This is a genomic window from Brevibacillus sp. MCWH, from assembly GCF_013096935.1.
GTDB classification, from domain to species: Bacteria; Bacillota; Bacilli; order Brevibacillales; family Brevibacillaceae; genus Brevibacillus; species Brevibacillus aydinogluensis.
Map to the genome: position 1 here is coordinate 38,482 of NZ_SDLF01000018.1, position 16,138 is coordinate 54,619.

17 protein-coding genes and 1 riboswitch are annotated in these 16,138 nt (G+C 59.8%); of the genes, 12 read left to right on the forward strand and 5 right to left on the reverse strand.

Annotation, left to right across the window (positions count from 1 at the left end):
• Positions 1 to 19: 19 nt before the first annotated feature.
• Together corA and ETC00_RS15010 are read right to left on the reverse strand one after the other, a co-directional pair.
• Positions 20 to 955: a magnesium/cobalt transporter CorA gene (corA, locus tag ETC00_RS15005; protein ID WP_171566889.1), complete on the reverse strand. Its 936-nt coding sequence runs from the start codon at positions 953 to 955 to the stop codon at positions 20 to 22.
• Positions 912 to 1,136, reverse strand: coding sequence for a hypothetical protein (locus ETC00_RS15010; RefSeq protein WP_171566890.1), 225 nt, complete (start codon positions 1,134 to 1,136; stop codon positions 912 to 914). Before ETC00_RS15010 ends, corA begins: the two co-directional genes overlap by 44 nt.
• Before the next feature lie 369 nt (positions 1,137 to 1,505).
• Between ETC00_RS15010 and ETC00_RS15015 the strand changes: the two genes are divergently transcribed.
• Positions 1,506 to 2,822, forward strand: coding sequence for a globin-coupled sensor protein (locus tag ETC00_RS15015; protein ID WP_171566891.1), 1,317 nt, complete (start codon positions 1,506 to 1,508; stop codon positions 2,820 to 2,822).
• Positions 2,823 to 2,874: 52 nt separating this feature from the next.
• Here the strand turns inward: ETC00_RS15015 and ETC00_RS15020 are convergent, their stop codons facing one another.
• Together ETC00_RS15020 and ETC00_RS15025 are read right to left on the reverse strand one after the other, a co-directional pair.
• Positions 2,875 to 3,372: a Crp/Fnr family transcriptional regulator gene (locus ETC00_RS15020; protein ID WP_171566892.1), complete on the reverse strand. Its 498-nt coding sequence runs from the start codon at positions 3,370 to 3,372 to the stop codon at positions 2,875 to 2,877.
• Positions 3,373 to 3,408: 36 nt separating this feature from the next.
• Positions 3,409 to 3,798: a VOC family protein gene (locus ETC00_RS15025; protein WP_171566893.1), complete on the reverse strand. Its 390-nt coding sequence runs from the start codon at positions 3,796 to 3,798 to the stop codon at positions 3,409 to 3,411.
• A gap of 218 nt (positions 3,799 to 4,016) precedes the next feature.
• On the opposite strand from ETC00_RS15025, the gene ETC00_RS15030 reads away from it, so the two are divergent.
• From ETC00_RS15030 to ribH, 11 genes are all read left to right on the forward strand, one after another.
• The gene (locus ETC00_RS15030) at positions 4,017 to 4,700 is read left to right on the forward strand and encodes a GntR family transcriptional regulator (RefSeq protein ID WP_171566894.1); all 684 of its coding nucleotides are present in this window, start codon (positions 4,017 to 4,019) and stop codon (positions 4,698 to 4,700) included.
• On the forward strand, positions 4,697 to 5,899 hold the full coding sequence (locus tag ETC00_RS15035; protein ID WP_171566895.1) for a CaiB/BaiF CoA transferase family protein: 1,203 nt from the start codon (positions 4,697 to 4,699) through the stop codon (positions 5,897 to 5,899). Before ETC00_RS15030 ends, ETC00_RS15035 begins: the two co-directional genes overlap by 4 nt.
• The gene (locus tag ETC00_RS15040) at positions 5,896 to 6,795 is read left to right on the forward strand and encodes a hydroxymethylglutaryl-CoA lyase (RefSeq protein WP_171566896.1); all 900 of its coding nucleotides are present in this window, start codon (positions 5,896 to 5,898) and stop codon (positions 6,793 to 6,795) included. Before ETC00_RS15035 ends, ETC00_RS15040 begins: the two co-directional genes overlap by 4 nt.
• Before the next feature lie 37 nt (positions 6,796 to 6,832).
• On the forward strand, positions 6,833 to 7,894 hold the full coding sequence (locus tag ETC00_RS15045) for a TRAP transporter substrate-binding protein (protein WP_171566897.1): 1,062 nt from the start codon (positions 6,833 to 6,835) through the stop codon (positions 7,892 to 7,894).
• Positions 7,895 to 7,929: 35 nt separating this feature from the next.
• The gene (locus tag ETC00_RS15050) at positions 7,930 to 8,436 is read left to right on the forward strand and encodes a TRAP transporter small permease (protein WP_171566898.1); all 507 of its coding nucleotides are present in this window, start codon (positions 7,930 to 7,932) and stop codon (positions 8,434 to 8,436) included.
• A complete protein-coding gene (locus tag ETC00_RS15055; protein ID WP_171566899.1) occupies positions 8,436 to 9,710 on the forward strand; it encodes a TRAP transporter large permease in 1,275 nt (424 codons plus the stop codon). The genes ETC00_RS15050 and ETC00_RS15055 overlap by 1 nt, the downstream gene beginning before the upstream one ends.
• Positions 9,711 to 9,870: 160 nt before the next feature.
• A complete protein-coding gene (gene yunB, locus ETC00_RS15060) occupies positions 9,871 to 10,593 on the forward strand; it encodes a sporulation protein YunB (protein ID WP_171566900.1) in 723 nt (240 codons plus the stop codon).
• 77 nt (positions 10,594 to 10,670) lie between these two features.
• A riboswitch (FMN riboswitch) is annotated at positions 10,671 to 10,820 on the forward strand.
• A 121-nt stretch (positions 10,821 to 10,941) separates the two neighbouring features.
• A complete protein-coding gene (ribD, locus tag ETC00_RS15065) occupies positions 10,942 to 12,048 on the forward strand; it encodes a bifunctional diaminohydroxyphosphoribosylaminopyrimidine deaminase/5-amino-6-(5-phosphoribosylamino)uracil reductase RibD (protein ID WP_171566901.1) in 1,107 nt (368 codons plus the stop codon).
• A gap of 23 nt (positions 12,049 to 12,071) precedes the next feature.
• A complete protein-coding gene (locus ETC00_RS15070) occupies positions 12,072 to 12,731 on the forward strand; it encodes a riboflavin synthase (protein WP_171566929.1) in 660 nt (219 codons plus the stop codon).
• Between the two features lie 44 nt (positions 12,732 to 12,775).
• The gene (locus tag ETC00_RS15075; RefSeq protein WP_171566902.1) at positions 12,776 to 13,969 is read left to right on the forward strand and encodes a bifunctional 3,4-dihydroxy-2-butanone-4-phosphate synthase/GTP cyclohydrolase II; all 1,194 of its coding nucleotides are present in this window, start codon (positions 12,776 to 12,778) and stop codon (positions 13,967 to 13,969) included.
• A 17-nt stretch (positions 13,970 to 13,986) separates the two neighbouring features.
• Positions 13,987 to 14,451, forward strand: coding sequence for a 6,7-dimethyl-8-ribityllumazine synthase (gene ribH / locus ETC00_RS15080; RefSeq protein ID WP_171566903.1), 465 nt, complete (start codon positions 13,987 to 13,989; stop codon positions 14,449 to 14,451).
• Between the two features lie 21 nt (positions 14,452 to 14,472).
• On the opposite strand, the gene ETC00_RS15085 is transcribed toward ribH, so the two are convergent.
• Positions 14,473 to 16,005, reverse strand: coding sequence for an aldehyde dehydrogenase family protein (locus tag ETC00_RS15085; RefSeq protein WP_171566904.1), 1,533 nt, complete (start codon positions 16,003 to 16,005; stop codon positions 14,473 to 14,475).
• Between the last annotated feature and the right edge of the window lie 133 nt (positions 16,006 to 16,138).

Below are 16,138 nucleotides of genomic sequence, written 5' to 3' on the forward strand. Positions count from 1 at the left end.
AGCTGCGCGGGGAGTCCCTTCAAAGCCACTTTTTTCGCTTGAAAATCCAGAACATCGTCAAGCCGAGCGCGGCCATGAACGCGAGGACGAGGTAGTAGCCAAATGGGGATTTTAACTCCGGCATGTATTCGAAGTTCATCCCGTAGATGCCGGTCACGATGGTCAGCGGCATGAAAATCGTGGTCAGGGCGGTAAAAATGCGCATGATGTCGTTCGTCCGCCCGGCCACGGCGGAGTGGTACGCTTCCCGCAGGTTGCTGATCAGGTCGCGAAACGTATCGAAGCTTTCCACGATCTTGACCGCGTTTTCCAATATATCGCCGAAGTACTTCCGCAGACGGGGTTCGATCAGCGGAAGTTCTTTTGTATGCAGCGCATCGATCAGATCGCGCTGCGGCAGGAGCATCTTGCGCGCGTACAGCACTTCACTCCGCAGGCCGACGATCTGGTTCAACTGTGTCTTGTGCACGTTGAGCAGGATGTCTTCCTCCAGTTTTTCGATCAGTTCCTCGATATGTTCGACCACCTCAAAATACCGGTCCACGATCTGGTCCACCAGATGGTAGAGAAACGCGTCCGGCCGGTTCAGCTCTTCCTCCCTGACGATTTGCAGCAGACGTGAGTAGATTTCGTGGGGATGCTTGCTGACAGTGATGATGTAGTGGCTGCCCAAAAAAATGTTGACCTCTCGCAAAAAGATATCCTGGTCGCGGAATTCCGCATTGTTAATGACGATGAAATAGTGATCGTGGTAAATCTCCAGCTTGGGTCGCTGCTCCTCCTCATCCAGACAGTCGTCGATCGCCAGGTCGTGCAGCCCGAACAGCGGCTGCAGCACATCAAGGTCAAACAGGGTGGCGTCGATCCAGTAAAAGCCGACGGCGGGCGGTGTGCGTGTCTCGTCGAGGTCGTCAATCTGGGTGATCAGTCCGTTCTGTATCAGTCGAATCTTCATGAACCATGCTCCTGCCGATGGATGATGAGGGAGGGGGTGCGTTTGAGGACGCGCCGTCGCTCGGAGACTGACGGGCAGCCATGCGCGGCCAGATGCGCGTCAGGATCAGCTCGTACGCCGTCCGCAGCGCCTCTCTGCTTGGAGCGCTGCGGACGACCTGGTCCGGGTCGGACGTCTTCATGGGATACCGCCTCCTTTTTCCGATCGGTGTCACCATCAAGGGTATGACGTCACGCCCGTCCGCTTGCCGTTTTCGTGTTGACGGACAGCCCGGTTTCCTTCCTGTAGTGTGCCTCACTTTCCGCTATTTGTTTCCTTGGGGAATGCCTATTCGTCGCGTATTGACTGGACTTGATCCGATGCGAATACGCCAAACAAAATGGTTTTCAAACGATTATTTCAAACGATTATGAAACAACGGACTGACATTTTTTTGCTGCAGCGAAGACGCACGGGTTTGGAAGGCAGCATGATCGGGGTATAAGTATGTAGATGATGGTGCCAAATGGGGGTTATGGTGAAAATTACTGGAAAAAAAGGAGAGCAAAGAATGAGCAAAAGCCCATTTTCGAATTGGTTCGGCCGAAAGAGCGGCCGCAAAGACGAATCTTTTTTTCGGGACATGCGGGATAAAGGAGAAATCCTCATCGATCCGCAGTCCGAGCTGGCCAGACAATTGTCGATGATTTATTTGACCGAAGAGGATCTGGCCGTGGTCAAAGCGCTTCAGCCCTTGATTGCCCAACACATCGACAACATCGTTGACAGCTTTTATGACAAGCTGGAGCAAGAGCCGAAATTGATGTCCATCATCGAGAATAAAAGCTCGATCGAACGGCTCAAACAGACGCTGAGACGGCACATTCAGGAGATGTTCAACGGCCGGATCGACGCCGCCTATATCGAGCAGCGCAGACGGATCGCCATCGTTCACGTGAACATCGGGCTGGAACCGAAATGGTACATTGGCTCGTTTCAGAATCTGCTGGCATCGCTGATCGAGATTATGGACGATGCAATTGCGGACAAGCAGGATTTTGTCCGGGCCGTGACCGTGGTGACGAAACTCCTCAATATCGAACAACAGCTCGTGCTGGAAGAGTACGAAAATGAGCACGAGCGGATGCGGCAGGAAACGCAGCGGAAAAACGAGCAGCTTCGTCAGGTCCTGGCCCAGTCCGCCCACGAGCTGGCAGCCATTTCGGAGCAGACCAACACGTCGGTGCAGCAGCTGACGGAACAATCACGGGACGTGCTCCGCTTTGCAGAGAGCGGCACGAGCCATTCCCTGCGCGCCCAGCAGTTGTCCCAGGAAGGCAGGGAAAAGCTGGAGACCCAGCAGAAGCAGATGGAGTTGATCCAGCAAAGCGCCCAGCAGATCGCTGCGGAAATGGGCACACTGGAGGAGATTGCCGAAAAAATTCGCGGCATCGTCGACGTGGTGACCGCCATTGCCGAACAGACCAACCTGCTGGCGCTCAACGCCGCGATCGAAGCGGCTCGTGCCGGAGAACAAGGGCGCGGGTTTGCCGTCGTGGCCGACGAAGTGCGCAAATTGGCGGAACAGACGAAACAGTCCGTCTCCGGCGTGACGGAACTGATCGAAAAGACCAGCGCCCAGACGGTCAGCATGTCCGCAGTGGTCAAGGAAGTGGAGCAGATGGTGGCGTCCAGCACCGCGATGACTGCCGAGACTACCGCCTTTTTCGCGGAAATCCTGCAGGCGGTGACCGAGAGCAAAGAGCAGAGTACGCACATCCAGCAGGAACTGGAACGCTTCTTCAAGGTGATGGAAGACATCAATAAATCGGTATCGCAGGTGGCCGTCTCCGCCGACCAGCTGTCCTCGATCACGGAAGACCTGTAACGATAGCCTGTAACGACAAACAGGCACACTATGGTGCTGTTCCATGGTGTGCCTACGTGTTTTTACGCAGCAGCCGGTTCACCGTCTCCCGCCGCAGCCCGACCAACTGGCCGATCTCTTCCTGGGTGAGCAGCTCGGTCAAGGCGTAATCGCCCACGTACGTGCGAAACCAATCGGTCAACAGAGCCAGCTTGTCCGCCGGAGAGGAAGCGGTTAATTGGTCCATGCGCTGCTGGGTGAGCCGCAGCTTCATCTGGAGCTGCAATGCGATGTCCCGGTACATCAGCGGGTTTTCCTCCAGCGAGCGGTACCACTCGTCCGGAGGGATGACGTCCACGTCGCTGGTCATCAGGGCGATTGCGGTTCCGTGGTATTCCTTGTCCGACAGGAGCGAATGATGGGGAACGATTTCTCCGGGCAGCAGAATGTTGAACAGAAACGGTGAGCCGTCCTGCTGCACCCTTACTACCTTCAACAGGCCCGACTGGATGCGAAAAAGCGGTCCCCGCTCGCCCTGGCGAAACAGGACGTCCCCTTTGTGCAGCCTCATCGGCATCCCTCCGTCTCGCGTGACGGGCCTATGCCGTCAGCGGGTAGATTCAAAGAGTTCCAGCCGTTCCCCGTCCGGCCCCTCGAAAAAGATGTAGCGCGAACCGTTGGGCAGCGTCGTCGGCGCATCGTCCACAAAGGTGACGCCCAACCGTTTCAGCCGCTCGATTTCCTCGTCCAGGTTGTCCACCGTAAACGCGAGGTGGTGCACCTTGCCTTCCACCGGCAGCTCGCTGTTATAGCCGTGGATCAGTTCCAGTTCCGTCTCCGTGGTGCCGGGGAACCCCAGAAACGCCAGCGTGATCCCGGGGTTGGTGTGGACCAGCGTACCGCGGCATTCCAAGCCCACGACATCCCGGTAAAAGGCGATCGACCGCTCCAGATCCTTGACCATCAGGCCGACGTGTTCGATCTTTTTCACTGCCATGTTCATCTCTCCCCTTTTTTCCAGTCGTTTCCCTCATTGTAGACGATTTTTCCCAAAAAGTCTGTACGCGGTTTTGGGCGGCGCACGCAGGCGCTATTTTCTAGTCGGACATATTTCAACCAGAAATAATTGACATTCTTTTCGGAATTAAATTACTATTTGGAAAACGATTTGTATACAGCATACAGTATTCATGACAGGGGAAGGGTTTGAGGATCATGCCCAGGATTATTAAGCGCAGCGAGACGCTTCAGGAACAAGTGTACGAATATTTGCGGGAACAGATACTGTTTGGCGGGCTTGCACCGGGGCAGCGGTTGATCGAGGAGCGCTTGTGTGAAGAGACGGGCGTGAGCCGCAGCCCGATACGCGAAGCGATCCGCCGGCTGGAAAAGGACGGTCTGGTGGTGGTGCAGGCACAGGGAGGGGTCACGGTCTACGAGCCGACGTTCGAAGATTTTACCTCGCTGTTCGAGTGCCGTCTCCATCTGGAACCGGCGGCCGCCCGTTTTGCCGCCGAGCGCCGGACAGAAGAGGAATTGGCCGACCTGCAGGAACTGTTGGCACAAATGGCGGACATTGCCCGTGACAGCGACGCCCGCAGAACGCACGAGCTCCATTTCGCTTTTCACCAACGCATCGCGGAAGCGAGCAAAAACCCATACATGGCCAAGATCATGAACGATCTGAAGGTGCTGATTTCGTTCTACCGCAACGCCATCTTGCAGGTGCACCCGCATCGGCCGGAGACCGTCATTGCCGAGCACGGGGCGATCCTCGACGCCATTCGCAGGCGCGACGCAGACGCGGCTGCAGCGCGAATGGCTGAGCACATTACCCGCGATTTTCGCCTGTGCATGGAAACCAAACGCAGAACAATACGACAAGGAGGGGACCGATGAACGCACGAAAACCGCTGCAGGGTGTGCGCGTGCTGGAACTGGGCACACTGGTGGCCGCGCCGTTCGCCGGCAAGATTTTTGCCGAGTTCGGAGCAGAGGTGATCAAGGTGGAGCCCCCAGAGAAGGGTGACCCGCTGCGCAACTGGCGGACAATGCACCACGACACGTCCGTCTGGTGGTATGTCCAGGCACGCAACAAAAAATCGATAACCGTTGACATGCGCAAGGAAGAAGGGCAGGAGATCATCCGCTCGCTGGCCCGTGAGGTGGACATCGTCATCGAAAATTTTCGGCCCGGGACGCTGGAGAAATGGGGGCTTGGTTACGAGGTGCTGAGCGGAATCAACCCCGGGCTGATCATGGTCCGCATCTCCGGTTACGGGCAGACCGGTCCCTACAGCAGCAAGCCGGGATTCGGCAGCGTGGCGGAAGCAATCGGCGGCCTGCGTTACTTGACCGGGTTTCCCGATCGACCGCCGGTGCGGGTGGGCATCGCGATCGGCGACCTTACGGCGGGCCTGTACGCGGTGATTGGGGCGCTGATGGCGCTTCACGCCCGCAGCCGCTCGCCGGAAGGAAGAGGACAACTGGTGGACGTAGCCTTGTACGAAGCCGTGTTCAGCCTGCTGGAAGGCGTGCTGCCTGAATACGACCTGAAAGGGGTGGTGCGGGAGCGGACAGGCAGTTCGCTGCCAGGCATCGCGCCATCCAACACCTACCTGTGCGCTGACGGCAAGTACGTCGTGATCGGCGCCAATGGGGACAGCATCTTTAAGCGGCTAATGCACGCCATCGGCCGCAGCGACCTGGCGGAAGACCCCCGATACGCCACTAATCAGGGACGGGCGGAAAACGTAGCATTCATCGATCAGGTGATTGAGGAGTGGACAAAGCAGCATCCACTCCAGGAGGTGCAGCGCCGTCTGGACGAGGCGGCTGTTCCCGTTGGGCCAATCTACAGCATCGTGGAGATTGTCGAGGACGAACACTACCGGGCACGTAACATGCTGGAGGAAATCCGTCTGCCTGACGGAGAGACGGTGCTGTTTCCCGGAGTTGTCCCCAAGCTGTCGGAGACGCCCGGCGGACACGAGTGGGTGGGGCCGCGGCTGGGGGAGCACAACGAGGAAATCCTCAAGGGTCTGCTCAGACTGGATGATGCTGAGCTAGCCCGGCTGAAGGAGAAGAAAGCCATATGACGACAGACGTGACGATCATCGAAGTGGGGCCGCGTGACGGCTTGCAAAACGAACCGTGCTTCATCCCGACTGAGAAAAAGCTGCGTCTGATCGGCATGCTTGTCAATGCGGGCCTGCGCCGGATCGAGGCGGTGTCGTTTGTCCATCCGCAGCGCGTGCCCCAGATGGCCGATGCTGAAGCGGTGATGGACGGGCTCCCCCGGGTGTCCGGGGTCTCGTTTGCCGCGCTCATTCCCAATCGGAGGGGATTTGAACGGGCGGCAGCGTGCCGGCTGGACGAAATCAACTGGGTCACCTCCGCCAGTCCGGCGTTCAACCGGCACAACATCAACCAGACGATTGAGGAAAATCTGGATGCCTTCCGCGAGCTTGTTCCGCTGGTCCGGCAGGCGGGGCAGCGGATCCGTTTTTCCATCGCCACCAGTTTCGGGTGTCCGTTCTCTGGAAGGGTAGATCCGGACGTCGTGCTCCAGTTGGCCGAGCAGGCGATTGCCGCTGGTGCGGATGAGATCGGCGTCGCCGACACGATCGGCATCGCGGTTCCGGACGAAGTGTACGCGCTGTCCAGACGGCTGATCGACGCCGTAGGGACGGAGCGAATCGCGCTGCATCTGCACGACACCCGCGGCTTGGCGCTGGCAAACACGTACGCCGCTTACACGGCGGGAATCCGCAGCTTCGAGACAGCGGTCGGCGGACTGGGCGGCTGTCCGTTTGCGCCGGGCGCTGCCGGCAACGCGGCGACGGAGGATGTCGTGTACATGTTTGAACGGATGAAGGTACGTACCGGAGTAGATTTTTCCAAGCTGCTGGACGCTGCCGATTATGCCGTCAGCCTTTCCAAGCGCAAGCCGCTTGGCCGCATCCGGCTGGTTGAATCGAAAAACCGCCAATGATTAACGATTCACTGATGACCAAGGGAGGAAAACCACAATGAAAAAAAGTTGGATCAGCATATGGACGACGATCGGACTACTGGGCAGTCTGCTGGCCGGCTGCGGCGGAGCGGCGGCACCAGGGGGCACTGCGGCTGACGGCACGTCAGGCGGGCAGGTGGCATCCGCTGACGGCTACCAGGAGGCGACCATCCGTCTCGCCTACAACCTGCCGCAGGACCATCACATCGCGCGCGGGGTGGAAGAGTTCGCAAAAAAAGTGACGGAGCGCTCCGGCGGCAAGGTGAAAATCCAGGTGTATCCGGCCGGGCAACTGCTGAGCGACAAGGAAATGAACCAGGCGATCCTGACGGGCGGCGTCGAGATGGGGGTCAACTCGTCCACGCTGTGGTCGTCGGTGGTGCCGGCGATGGGTATTTTTGACGTGCCGTTCGCGTTTCCCACCTACGAGCTGGCGGGCAAGGCCCTGGCCGGACCTGTCGGACAAAAGCTGAATGCGGAGATGGAGAAGAAGGGGGCCAAAGTGCTGATGTACGCCGACTATGGCTATGCCCAATTCGCCAACAGCGTCCGCCCGCTGACCAAGCCGGAAGACTTTCACGGACTGAAAATTCGCAGCATCGGTCACATCCCGTCGGTGATGATCCAGGCGTACGGCGCGGCCCCTGTCTTTATGGGCGCAGGTGAAGTGTACATGGCGCTGCAGCGCAAGACGATCGACGGCGCCACCTCCGGCACGACAGCGATGGTGCAACGCAAGTACGACGAGGTGTCACGCTATTTGACCGTCGTCAACTACGCCTACCTGGAATTCCTGCTCGCAGTGAACAAGCAGTACTGGGACGCGCTGCCGCCCAAAACGCAGGAACTGTTGACCGAGACGGCCAGGGAGACGGAAGAGTGGATCCGCAAACAGGCAGAAGAAGAGGACAAACAGACGACCGAGCAGTTGAAACAAAGAGGCATGGACGTGTACGTGGTGCCGGAGAGCGACCTGCCGCAGTGGAAGGAAGCGGCCAAGCCCGCCTGGGACGAGTACCTGAAAACCGCCGGGGACTTGGGCAAAGAGCTGCTGGACGACGTGCAGAACATCAAGTAACCGTGCGGCAGAATGCGAGAAAGGGAGGACGCTGAATGAAATGGTTTTCTTACCTGTACCGCTGGCTGGACCGCTTGATCCTGTGGGGGGGAATTGCGGCGGGGATCCTGATCGTGGTGACGACGGGCATGATTTTTTACGAGATTGTCTCCCGTTCGCTCTTTGACGCCCCAACTGCCTGGGCCACCGAGCTGTCCGTTTACGCGATCATCGGCAGTTGTTTCATCGGGGCGGCGTACGCGGTCCGGGTAGACGCCCACATCAAGGTGGATTTGCTCCTGCACAACGTGCCGGCCGCCGCGCGGCGCTGGCTGCTGATCGTTTCCGCCCTGCTGGGGCTCGCGTTCAGCCTGCTGTTTGCCATCTTCAGCTGGGAACACGTCAAGCGGTCGATGGAGCTCGGTTTTACCTCCACCTCGCTCTTGCAGATACCCATGTACATTCCTGAAATGTTGCTGCCGATTGGCGGCACGCTGCTGAGTCTCGCCTTTCTGCTGCAGGCGGTGGACTGCATACGCGGCGGGAAAGGGGGCGAGGCGTAATGGGCCTGTTTTTTACAGGCGGCATGGCCGCACTGCTCTTGATCGGTGTGCCGGTGGCCTTTGCCCTCTCGCTGTTGGCAGCAGTCGGCCTGTACTGGTTCAATGGCGGCGTGCTGGGGCTGCACCAGATTCCCATCATCGCATACAAATCGCTGGATGACTTTACCATCAGTGCACTGCCGATGTACGTGCTGATGAGTCAGATTCTGCTCTACAGCGGCGTAGGCAGGGAGCTGTACGAAATGGCCAGCCGCTGGTTGCGTCATCTGCCGGGCGGCCTCGGGCTGGCCACACTGTTGTGCTGCGGTATCTTTTCCGCCATCTCCGGTTCCAGCGTGGCGACGGCAGTGACGATCGGCACGGTGGCAATACCCGAAATGACCACACGGGGTTATGACAAAAAAACGGTGTTGGGTCTGTTGGCGGCGGGCGGTACCTTGGGCATCCTGATCCCGCCCAGCGTCCCAATGATCATCTACGGCTCGGTCACCGGCGAATCGGTCGGCAAGCTGTTTATCGCCGGAGTCGTGCCGGGTATTGTGCTGCTGGTGATTTTTATGGTGTACGCGTCGTGGAGCATGCGCCATATCAAAGACGCGCCGGCCAGCTGGCAGGAGCGTTGGCAGGGGACGCGCAAAGCAGTCTGGGGTCTCTTGATGCCTGTTTTGATCATCGGCGGCATCTACACCGGGGTGTTCACCCCCACCGAGGCGGCTGCCGTCGGCGTAGTATTCAGCCTGCTGGTGGCGGGGATCGTCTACCGCAGCCTCACCTGGGCCAACATCAAAAACATCCTGCTGTCAACCGTCGCAACCAACGCGATGATCCTGTTCATCATCGTCGGGGCGATGCTGTTCGGCTTCATTCTCACCTCCCTGCAGATTCCGCAGGCGATGACGGAGATGGCCACCAGCCTGCCGGTCTCGAAGTGGGTCGTGTTCATCCTGATCAACCTGCTCCTGCTCGTGCTCGGATGCTTCCTGGAGACGGTCTCCATCCTGGTCATCACTCTGCCCATTTTGTATCCGATCATCACGTCTCTGGGCTTTGACCCCATCTGGTTTGCCATCATCATGGTGGTCAACATGGAGCTGGCCCTGATTACGCCGCCCGTGGGACTGAACCTGTTTGTGCTCAAGGGCATCGACCCGTCCACGCCGATCGCCCTGATTGTGCGCGGCGCGGCCCCGTACGCCGTGATCATGCTGGCGTTCATCGCGTTGTTGGCGTTTTTCCCGGAGCTAGCGACAGGACTGATTGGCCACGTGAAATAACGCTTGTACCTCCTCTGCCCCTTTCTTGAGGCCGAGGGAGTCGGTTGTCACGTGCAGACGGCAGCAGCGAAAAGCAGCATCGAGCAGCCGAGCCGAACCGCCTAAGGCAGGTTCGGCTTCTCATTTGCCCCCCTCCCGCATAGGATGTACCAACTGGGAGGTGACGGGCGTGGCGCTGTTTCGACCCCGTCGGCGATGGAGAAATCCGCTTTCGCGCACGAAAGCTTTTTTTATCGCGCTGGTCATATTTTTCGTGTTGATGATCCAGTTTCTGGTGTTTGTCGAGAAACGTCTGAAGCCGACGCTGCTGATCCTGGCGTCACAAAAGGCGGAGCAGTTGGCCAAACAGGCCATCACCGACGCGGTGACGAAGCGGATCACGCAGCAGGGTGTAGACTTCAACCAGATCGTCAAGATTGAAAAGGACAACGAGGGAAAAATTCAGGCGTACCAGTTCAATTTCAAGGAATATTCGCGGATTGTGGGGGAAACCACGTCCCGCGTACAGCAGCGATTGAGGGAATTGGAAGACGAAAAAGTGGATCGGTACATCCCCCTCGGATTGGCGACGGGCAACAGCTTCCTGGCGCAGATGGGGCCGGAACTTCCCGTCACTTTTGTGCCGATCGGAGCGGTAAAGACGCGCCTTAATACGGAGATGAAAGAAGCGGGGATCAACATGGTCCTGGTCACGGTGTACATCTACGTCGAAGTCGATTTACGGATCGTCATCCCGTTTGCCACCGACCAGAAGACGGTGACCACCAAAATTCCGATTACTCACTCGCTCGTCATCGGCGACGTGCCGCAGTACCTGTACAACAATCCTGACGGAAAACCGGACGTGCCAAGACCGGATGATCAGCCGGACGACATGCCGTAAGGAGAAGCACGACGAGTCAATTACCGAAAAAAGTGTTGGACCCGTCTGAATATGTGGTATAATGCCCATAACTGAATACCAACCTTCAGGGCAGGGTGAAATTCCCGACCGGCGGTGATGACGAACGCACGTCTCAGCCCGCGACTCGCTTTTGGCTTTAGGCCGACAGCGACTGACTTGGTGAAATTCCAAGGCCGACGGTACAGTCCGGATGGGAGAAGGTATTTGGTGAGCCTGTGCATCCGTTTGTTGAAAAAACGGACAGCAACAGGCTTATTCCCCTATGCCCTGATCCGACATCAGGGCATTTTTTGTTGGGGCGAAAACGAAGCGGGAAAGGAGCGCACGATGGAACACGACACACGATTCATGGCACTGGCGCTGCAGCTGGCGCGTTCCGCCGCGGGACAGACCAGCCCCAATCCGCTGGTGGGGGCCGTGGTGGTAAAAGACGGCGAGGTCGTCGGCATGGGCGCCCACCTGAAAGCGGGCGAGCCGCATGCGGAGGTGCACGCGCTGCGGATGGCCGGCGAACGGGCAAGAGGAGCCACCTTGTACGTCACGCTGGAGCCGTGCAGCCATTACGGACGTACGCCTCCCTGCGCCGATGCAGTCATCCAGGCGGGGATCAGCCGTGTGGTGGTGGCCGTGCTGGACCCCAATCCACAGGTGGCGGGGCAGGGGGTGTCCCGCCTGATCGATGCTGGCGTAGAGGTCACCGTCGGCATTGGGGAGACGGAGGCGCGGCGGCTCAACGAAGTCTTTTTCCACTACATCACCACCCGGCGACCGTTCGTCACCGTGAAGACGGCCAGCACTTTGGACGGCAAAATCGCCACCGTGACGGGGCACAGCCGCTGGATCACGGGAGAGGAAGCGCGCGGGCAGGTGCACGAACTGCGCCGGCAAAACGACGCGATTCTCGTCGGGGTTGGGACGGTAATCGCCGACGACCCCGAGCTGACCGCCCGGACGTCGGGCAGGGTGACAGGACGTCAGCCGGTGCGGGTCATTTTGGACAGGCAGCTGCGCACACCGCTGGATGCCCGCGTGGTGAATGACGGCAAGGCGCCGACGTGGATTGTCACCTCGGCGGATGCGCCGGCAGTGAAGCGGGCGGCGCTGGAGGAGCGCGGCGTGACGGTAATCGTGCCGGACGGATTGGTCACGGTGGAGAGGGTGCTGGACGAATTGGGAGCGCGCGGCATCACCTCGCTGTTGGTAGAAGGCGGTGCGGAGGTAAACGGTTCGTTTCTGGGCGCGCGGGCGGTCCAAAAGATCGTCGCCTACCTCTCCATGAAGCTGGTCGGCGGCGCCGGCGCCCCCACTCCGTTTGGCGGCCAGGGGCTGGAACGGATGGACGAGGCGGTGCAGCTGGCCGATGTCGAGTGGGAGCAGGTGGGACCGCACGACCTGCGGATCACCGGTTACCCCGTCTGGGATGCGCAATCGTGAGAAACGAGGAGGAGTGCGACGCCATGTTTACCGGACTGGTAGAAGAAGTGGGCGTAGTGGAGAGCGTGACGGGTGACGGCAAGGCATGCCGCATGGTGATCCGTGCCGAACGGGTGCTGGAAGGTGTCCGCATCGGCGACAGCATTGCCGTCAACGGTGTCTGCCTGACCGTAACATCTCATAGCGATCGTCACTTCAGTGTGGACGTAATGCCGGAGACCCTGAACAAAACCAGTTTGCGGCAGGCAAAACGGGGGCAGATCGTCAACCTGGAGCGGGCGATGAGGCTGGGGGACCGCTTTGGCGGCCACATCGTCTCCGGCCACGTGGACGGGACGGGAACCATTCTCTCGCGCCACCCGCATGCCAACGCGGTGCTGTTTCGGATCGGAGCGGAGCCGGATCTGCTCAAATACGTGGTGCCGCGCGGCTCAATCTGCCTGGACGGCATCAGCCTGACGGTCGTCGATGTGGACGCGGAAAGCTTTTCCGTCTCCATCATCCCGCACACCTTGGTCCACACCAATCTGCGGGACAAGCAGATCAGGGATCCGGTCAACCTCGAAGCGGACGTCATCGGCAAGTACGTGGAGCGACTGCTGGCGTGGCGCTCTGAACAGCCGCAGCAGGAGCGGCGGACGGGGCTTACGCCGGAGTTTTTGCGAGAGCACGGGTTCCTCTGATGGAATCGACGGGTGCTGTCAAAACAGAAGGGAGGGAACCGATCATGTTCCATGCCATAGAAGAAGCGCTGGAAGACTTGAAACGGGGAAAAGCGGTGATCGTCGTGGATGACGAGGACCGGGAAAACGAAGGGGATTTCGTCTGCCTGGCGGAAGCGGCCACGCCGGAGATGATCAATTTCATGGTGACGCACGGACGCGGCCTCGTCTGCGTGCCGATCACGGACGAACACGCCGCCCGGCTAAAGCTCAAGCCGATGGTGGAGGCCAATACCGACCGGCAGGGGACGGCGTTTACCGTCTCCATCGACGAAGCCGGCACCCATACGGGCATCTCCGCTCACGAGCGCTCGCGCACGGTGCTGGCGATGCTGGACGATCGAAAAACGGCGGACGATTTTCGGCGCCCGGGCCATATCTTTCCGCTGATCGCCAAACCGGGCGGCGTTCTGCGCCGGGCCGGCCACACCGAGGCAGCCGTCGATCTGGCCCGGCTGGCGGGTGCATTTCCCGCCGGGGTGATCTGCGAAATCATGAACGAGGACGGGACAATGGCCCGCCTGCCCCAACTGGCCGAGATCGCCGAACGTTTTGATCTCAAACTGATCACCATCGCCGACCTGATCCGCTACCGGATGCGGACGGAGCGGCTGGTCAAACGGGAAATCGAGGTGAAGCTGCCCACCGAATACGGCGACTTCCGCATCGCCGCCTACACCAACGAACTGGACGGCAAAGAACACGTGGCGGTGATCAAGGGCGAGATCACGCCGGACGAACCGGTGCTGGTGCGGGTCCACTCCGAGTGCCTGACCGGCGATATATTCGGCTCGCACCGCTGCGATTGCGGCCCGCAACTGCACGCCGCCCTGCGGCAGATCGAAGCGGAAGGGCGGGGCGTTCTCCTGTACATGCGGCAGGAGGGGCGCGGCATCGGCCTGATCAACAAGCTGCGCGCCTACAAGCTGCAGGAGGACGGCTACGACACCGTGGAAGCAAACGAAAAGCTGGGATTCCCCGCCGACCTTCGCGACTACGGGATCGGGGCGCAAATTCTGCGCGATCTGGGCGTGAAACGCATGCGGCTGTTGACCAACAACCCGCGAAAAATCCGCGGCCTCAGCGGCTACGGACTGGAAGTGGCGGAGCGCGTGCCGATACAGATACCCGCCCATCCGCACAACAAGCGGTACCTGGCCGTCAAACACGAGAAGCTGGGTCACCTGCTCCAACTTTGAATAAGGAGTGAACAACCATGAAAGTGTTCGAGGGAAATCTGGTAGGAACGGGTCTGCGCGTAGGCATTGTGGCAGCCCGGTTTAACGAATTGATTGTCAGCAAACTGCTCGGCGGCGCGCTGGACGCGCTGAAGCGGCACGGCGTGGAGGATGCAAACGTCGACGTGGCCTGGGTGCCGGGGGCTTTTGAGATTCCGCTGATCGCCAAGAAAATGGCGGAGTCCGGCCGCTACGACGCCGTCGTCACGCTTGGCGCGGTGATTCGCGGGGCGACGCCTCACTTTGATTACGTGTGCAGCGAATGCGCCAAAGGGGTGGCGTCCATTTCCCTGGCTACCGGCGTTCCCGTGATTTTTGGCGTGCTGACAACAGACTCGATCGAGCAGGCGATCGAGCGGGCCGGCACCAAAGCAGGCAACAAAGGATGGGAAGCGGCTGCGGCTGCCATCGAAATGGCCAACCTGAACCGTCAGTTCGCCTAATAAGGCAAAAAAGGGCGTCCGCTATTCCCGCAGACGCTTCCACTCCCGCCAGGCTGCCAAAAGGGCCTGGCGGTTCCATTTTCGTTCCCTGCCGAACAGGGCTTTGATCAGCCCGACAAACATCGTCTCCTGCTCCTCGGTGTAGGGATACCAGTTGACCTCCCGTTTTTGCCTGCCGGGATCGTGTATGACGGAGACGGCGTGGGTGAACGCGCGCAAGCCTTCCGGACCGCGGTAGCGGCCAATGCCGCTCTGCTTCACGCCGCCAAAGGGCAGATGCGGGTTGGCGAAGCTGACCAGGCAGTCGTTGATGCAGACGTTGCCGGTTTCCAGCTGGAGGGCGACCCGCTTGGCCTTTGTTTCGTCCTGCGACCAGACGGACGCGTTCAGCCCGTACGGCGAGTCGTTCGCCAGACGGATCGCTTCAGCCTCGGAGGAAAAGGACATGATCGGCAGGACGGGGCCAAACGTCTCCTCACGCATGATTTTCATCGCGTGCGTCACGCCCGTCAGGACGGTCGGGGACAGAAACATCCCGTCTTCGTCAAAGCGGCCTCCGATCTCCACCACGGCTCCCTTGGCGATGGCGTCGGCCACGTGGTCCCGGACAATCTCGGCCTGCCGGGGAAAGGTCATCGAGCCGATGTCGGCCTGTCGGGGAAAACCTTGGCGCAGCGCTGCTGTCTTCGCCTTGACCAGCTCCACGAACTGCGGGTATACGCTTTGCTCGACGTAGAGACGCTCGACGGACATGCAGACCTGTCCCGCGTTGGTAAACGCGCCCCAGACGGCGGCATTGGCGGCCCGCTCCAAATGGGCGTCGGCAAAGACGATCATCGGGTCCTTGCCGCCCAGTTCCAGCTCTACCGGGATCAGATATTCCGCGGCCTGCTTCATGATGGCGCGGCCCGTCGCCGCCGAGCCGGTGAAGAAAATTTTGTCCGGCTTGGCAGCAACCAGCGCCTGCCCCACCTCCCTGCCGCCGTGAAGCACCTGGATGACGCCCTCGGGGAAGCCGATGGTCCGGAACAGTTCTTCCATGACCAGGCCGGTGTACGGCGTGACTTCCGACGGCTTCAAGAGGACCGTGTTGCCGGCCGCCAGCGCGGAAAGGGCAGGAATGACAGAAAGCTGGAACGGGTAATTCCACGGCGAAATGACGGCGACCACGCCCAGCGGTTTGTAGTGGATGGACGACCGTTTCGGCCACAGCACCAGCGGCGTGGGCACCCGTCTGGGGGACAGCATGCTCTTCGCGTGCTTTTCGTAGAAACGGATCGTGTCGGCCGTGATAAATATTTCCGTCATGAGCGCTTCCAGCGTAGGTTTTCCGGTGTCAGCGCTGATTTTTCCCGCCAGCGTTTCTGCCTGCTCCGCCAGGCAGTGGCGCAGTCGAGTCAGGTAGTGGAGCCGCTCCGGAAGCGGCAGCGCTGACCAACCGGGAAACGCTTGCCTGGCTCGCTCCATCGCCAGGCGCACCTCGTCTGGCGTCGCTTCCGCCAGTTCGCCGAGGATTTCGCCGGTGGCCGGATTTTGCATCGTGAGAACGCCCATGGCGTATCACCTCTTACGGTTGTCCAGTTTTTTCTGTTTCCATTGTATGTAGGACAGGAAAGGGCTGTCAAAAAAAGAAGCGGCTGCTCACCGCTTCTTCTCAGCGTGTAGACAAAGTCTGCGGCGCATGGGA

What these genes read in the sequence shown, in the direction of transcription:
- corA (WP_171566889.1), bottom strand. Translation starts at nt 955, where the DNA reads ATGAAGATTCGACTGATACAGAACGGACTGATCACCCAGATTGACGAC.
- ETC00_RS15010 (WP_171566890.1), bottom strand. Translation starts at nt 1,136, where the DNA reads ATGAAGACGTCCGACCCGGACCAGGTCGTCCGCAGCGCTCCAAGCAGA.
- ETC00_RS15015 (WP_171566891.1), top strand. Translation starts at nt 1,506, where the DNA reads ATGAGCAAAAGCCCATTTTCGAATTGGTTCGGCCGAAAGAGCGGCCGC.
- ETC00_RS15020 (WP_171566892.1), bottom strand. Translation starts at nt 3,372, where the DNA reads ATGAGGCTGCACAAAGGGGACGTCCTGTTTCGCCAGGGCGAGCGGGGA.
- ETC00_RS15025 (WP_171566893.1), bottom strand. Translation starts at nt 3,798, where the DNA reads ATGGCAGTGAAAAAGATCGAACACGTCGGCCTGATGGTCAAGGATCTG.
- ETC00_RS15030 (WP_171566894.1), top strand. Translation starts at nt 4,017, where the DNA reads ATGCCCAGGATTATTAAGCGCAGCGAGACGCTTCAGGAACAAGTGTAC.
- ETC00_RS15035 (WP_171566895.1), top strand. Translation starts at nt 4,697, where the DNA reads ATGAACGCACGAAAACCGCTGCAGGGTGTGCGCGTGCTGGAACTGGGC.
- ETC00_RS15040 (WP_171566896.1), top strand. Translation starts at nt 5,896, where the DNA reads ATGACGACAGACGTGACGATCATCGAAGTGGGGCCGCGTGACGGCTTG.
- ETC00_RS15045 (WP_171566897.1), top strand. Translation starts at nt 6,833, where the DNA reads ATGAAAAAAAGTTGGATCAGCATATGGACGACGATCGGACTACTGGGC.
- ETC00_RS15050 (WP_171566898.1), top strand. Translation starts at nt 7,930, where the DNA reads ATGAAATGGTTTTCTTACCTGTACCGCTGGCTGGACCGCTTGATCCTG.
- ETC00_RS15055 (WP_171566899.1), top strand. Translation starts at nt 8,436, where the DNA reads ATGGGCCTGTTTTTTACAGGCGGCATGGCCGCACTGCTCTTGATCGGT.
- ribD (WP_171566901.1), top strand. Translation starts at nt 10,942, where the DNA reads ATGGAACACGACACACGATTCATGGCACTGGCGCTGCAGCTGGCGCGT.
- ETC00_RS15070 (WP_171566929.1), top strand. Translation starts at nt 12,072, where the DNA reads ATGTTTACCGGACTGGTAGAAGAAGTGGGCGTAGTGGAGAGCGTGACG.
- ETC00_RS15075 (WP_171566902.1), top strand. Translation starts at nt 12,776, where the DNA reads ATGTTCCATGCCATAGAAGAAGCGCTGGAAGACTTGAAACGGGGAAAA.
- ribH (WP_171566903.1), top strand. Translation starts at nt 13,987, where the DNA reads ATGAAAGTGTTCGAGGGAAATCTGGTAGGAACGGGTCTGCGCGTAGGC.
- ETC00_RS15085 (WP_171566904.1), bottom strand. Translation starts at nt 16,005, where the DNA reads ATGGGCGTTCTCACGATGCAAAATCCGGCCACCGGCGAAATCCTCGGC.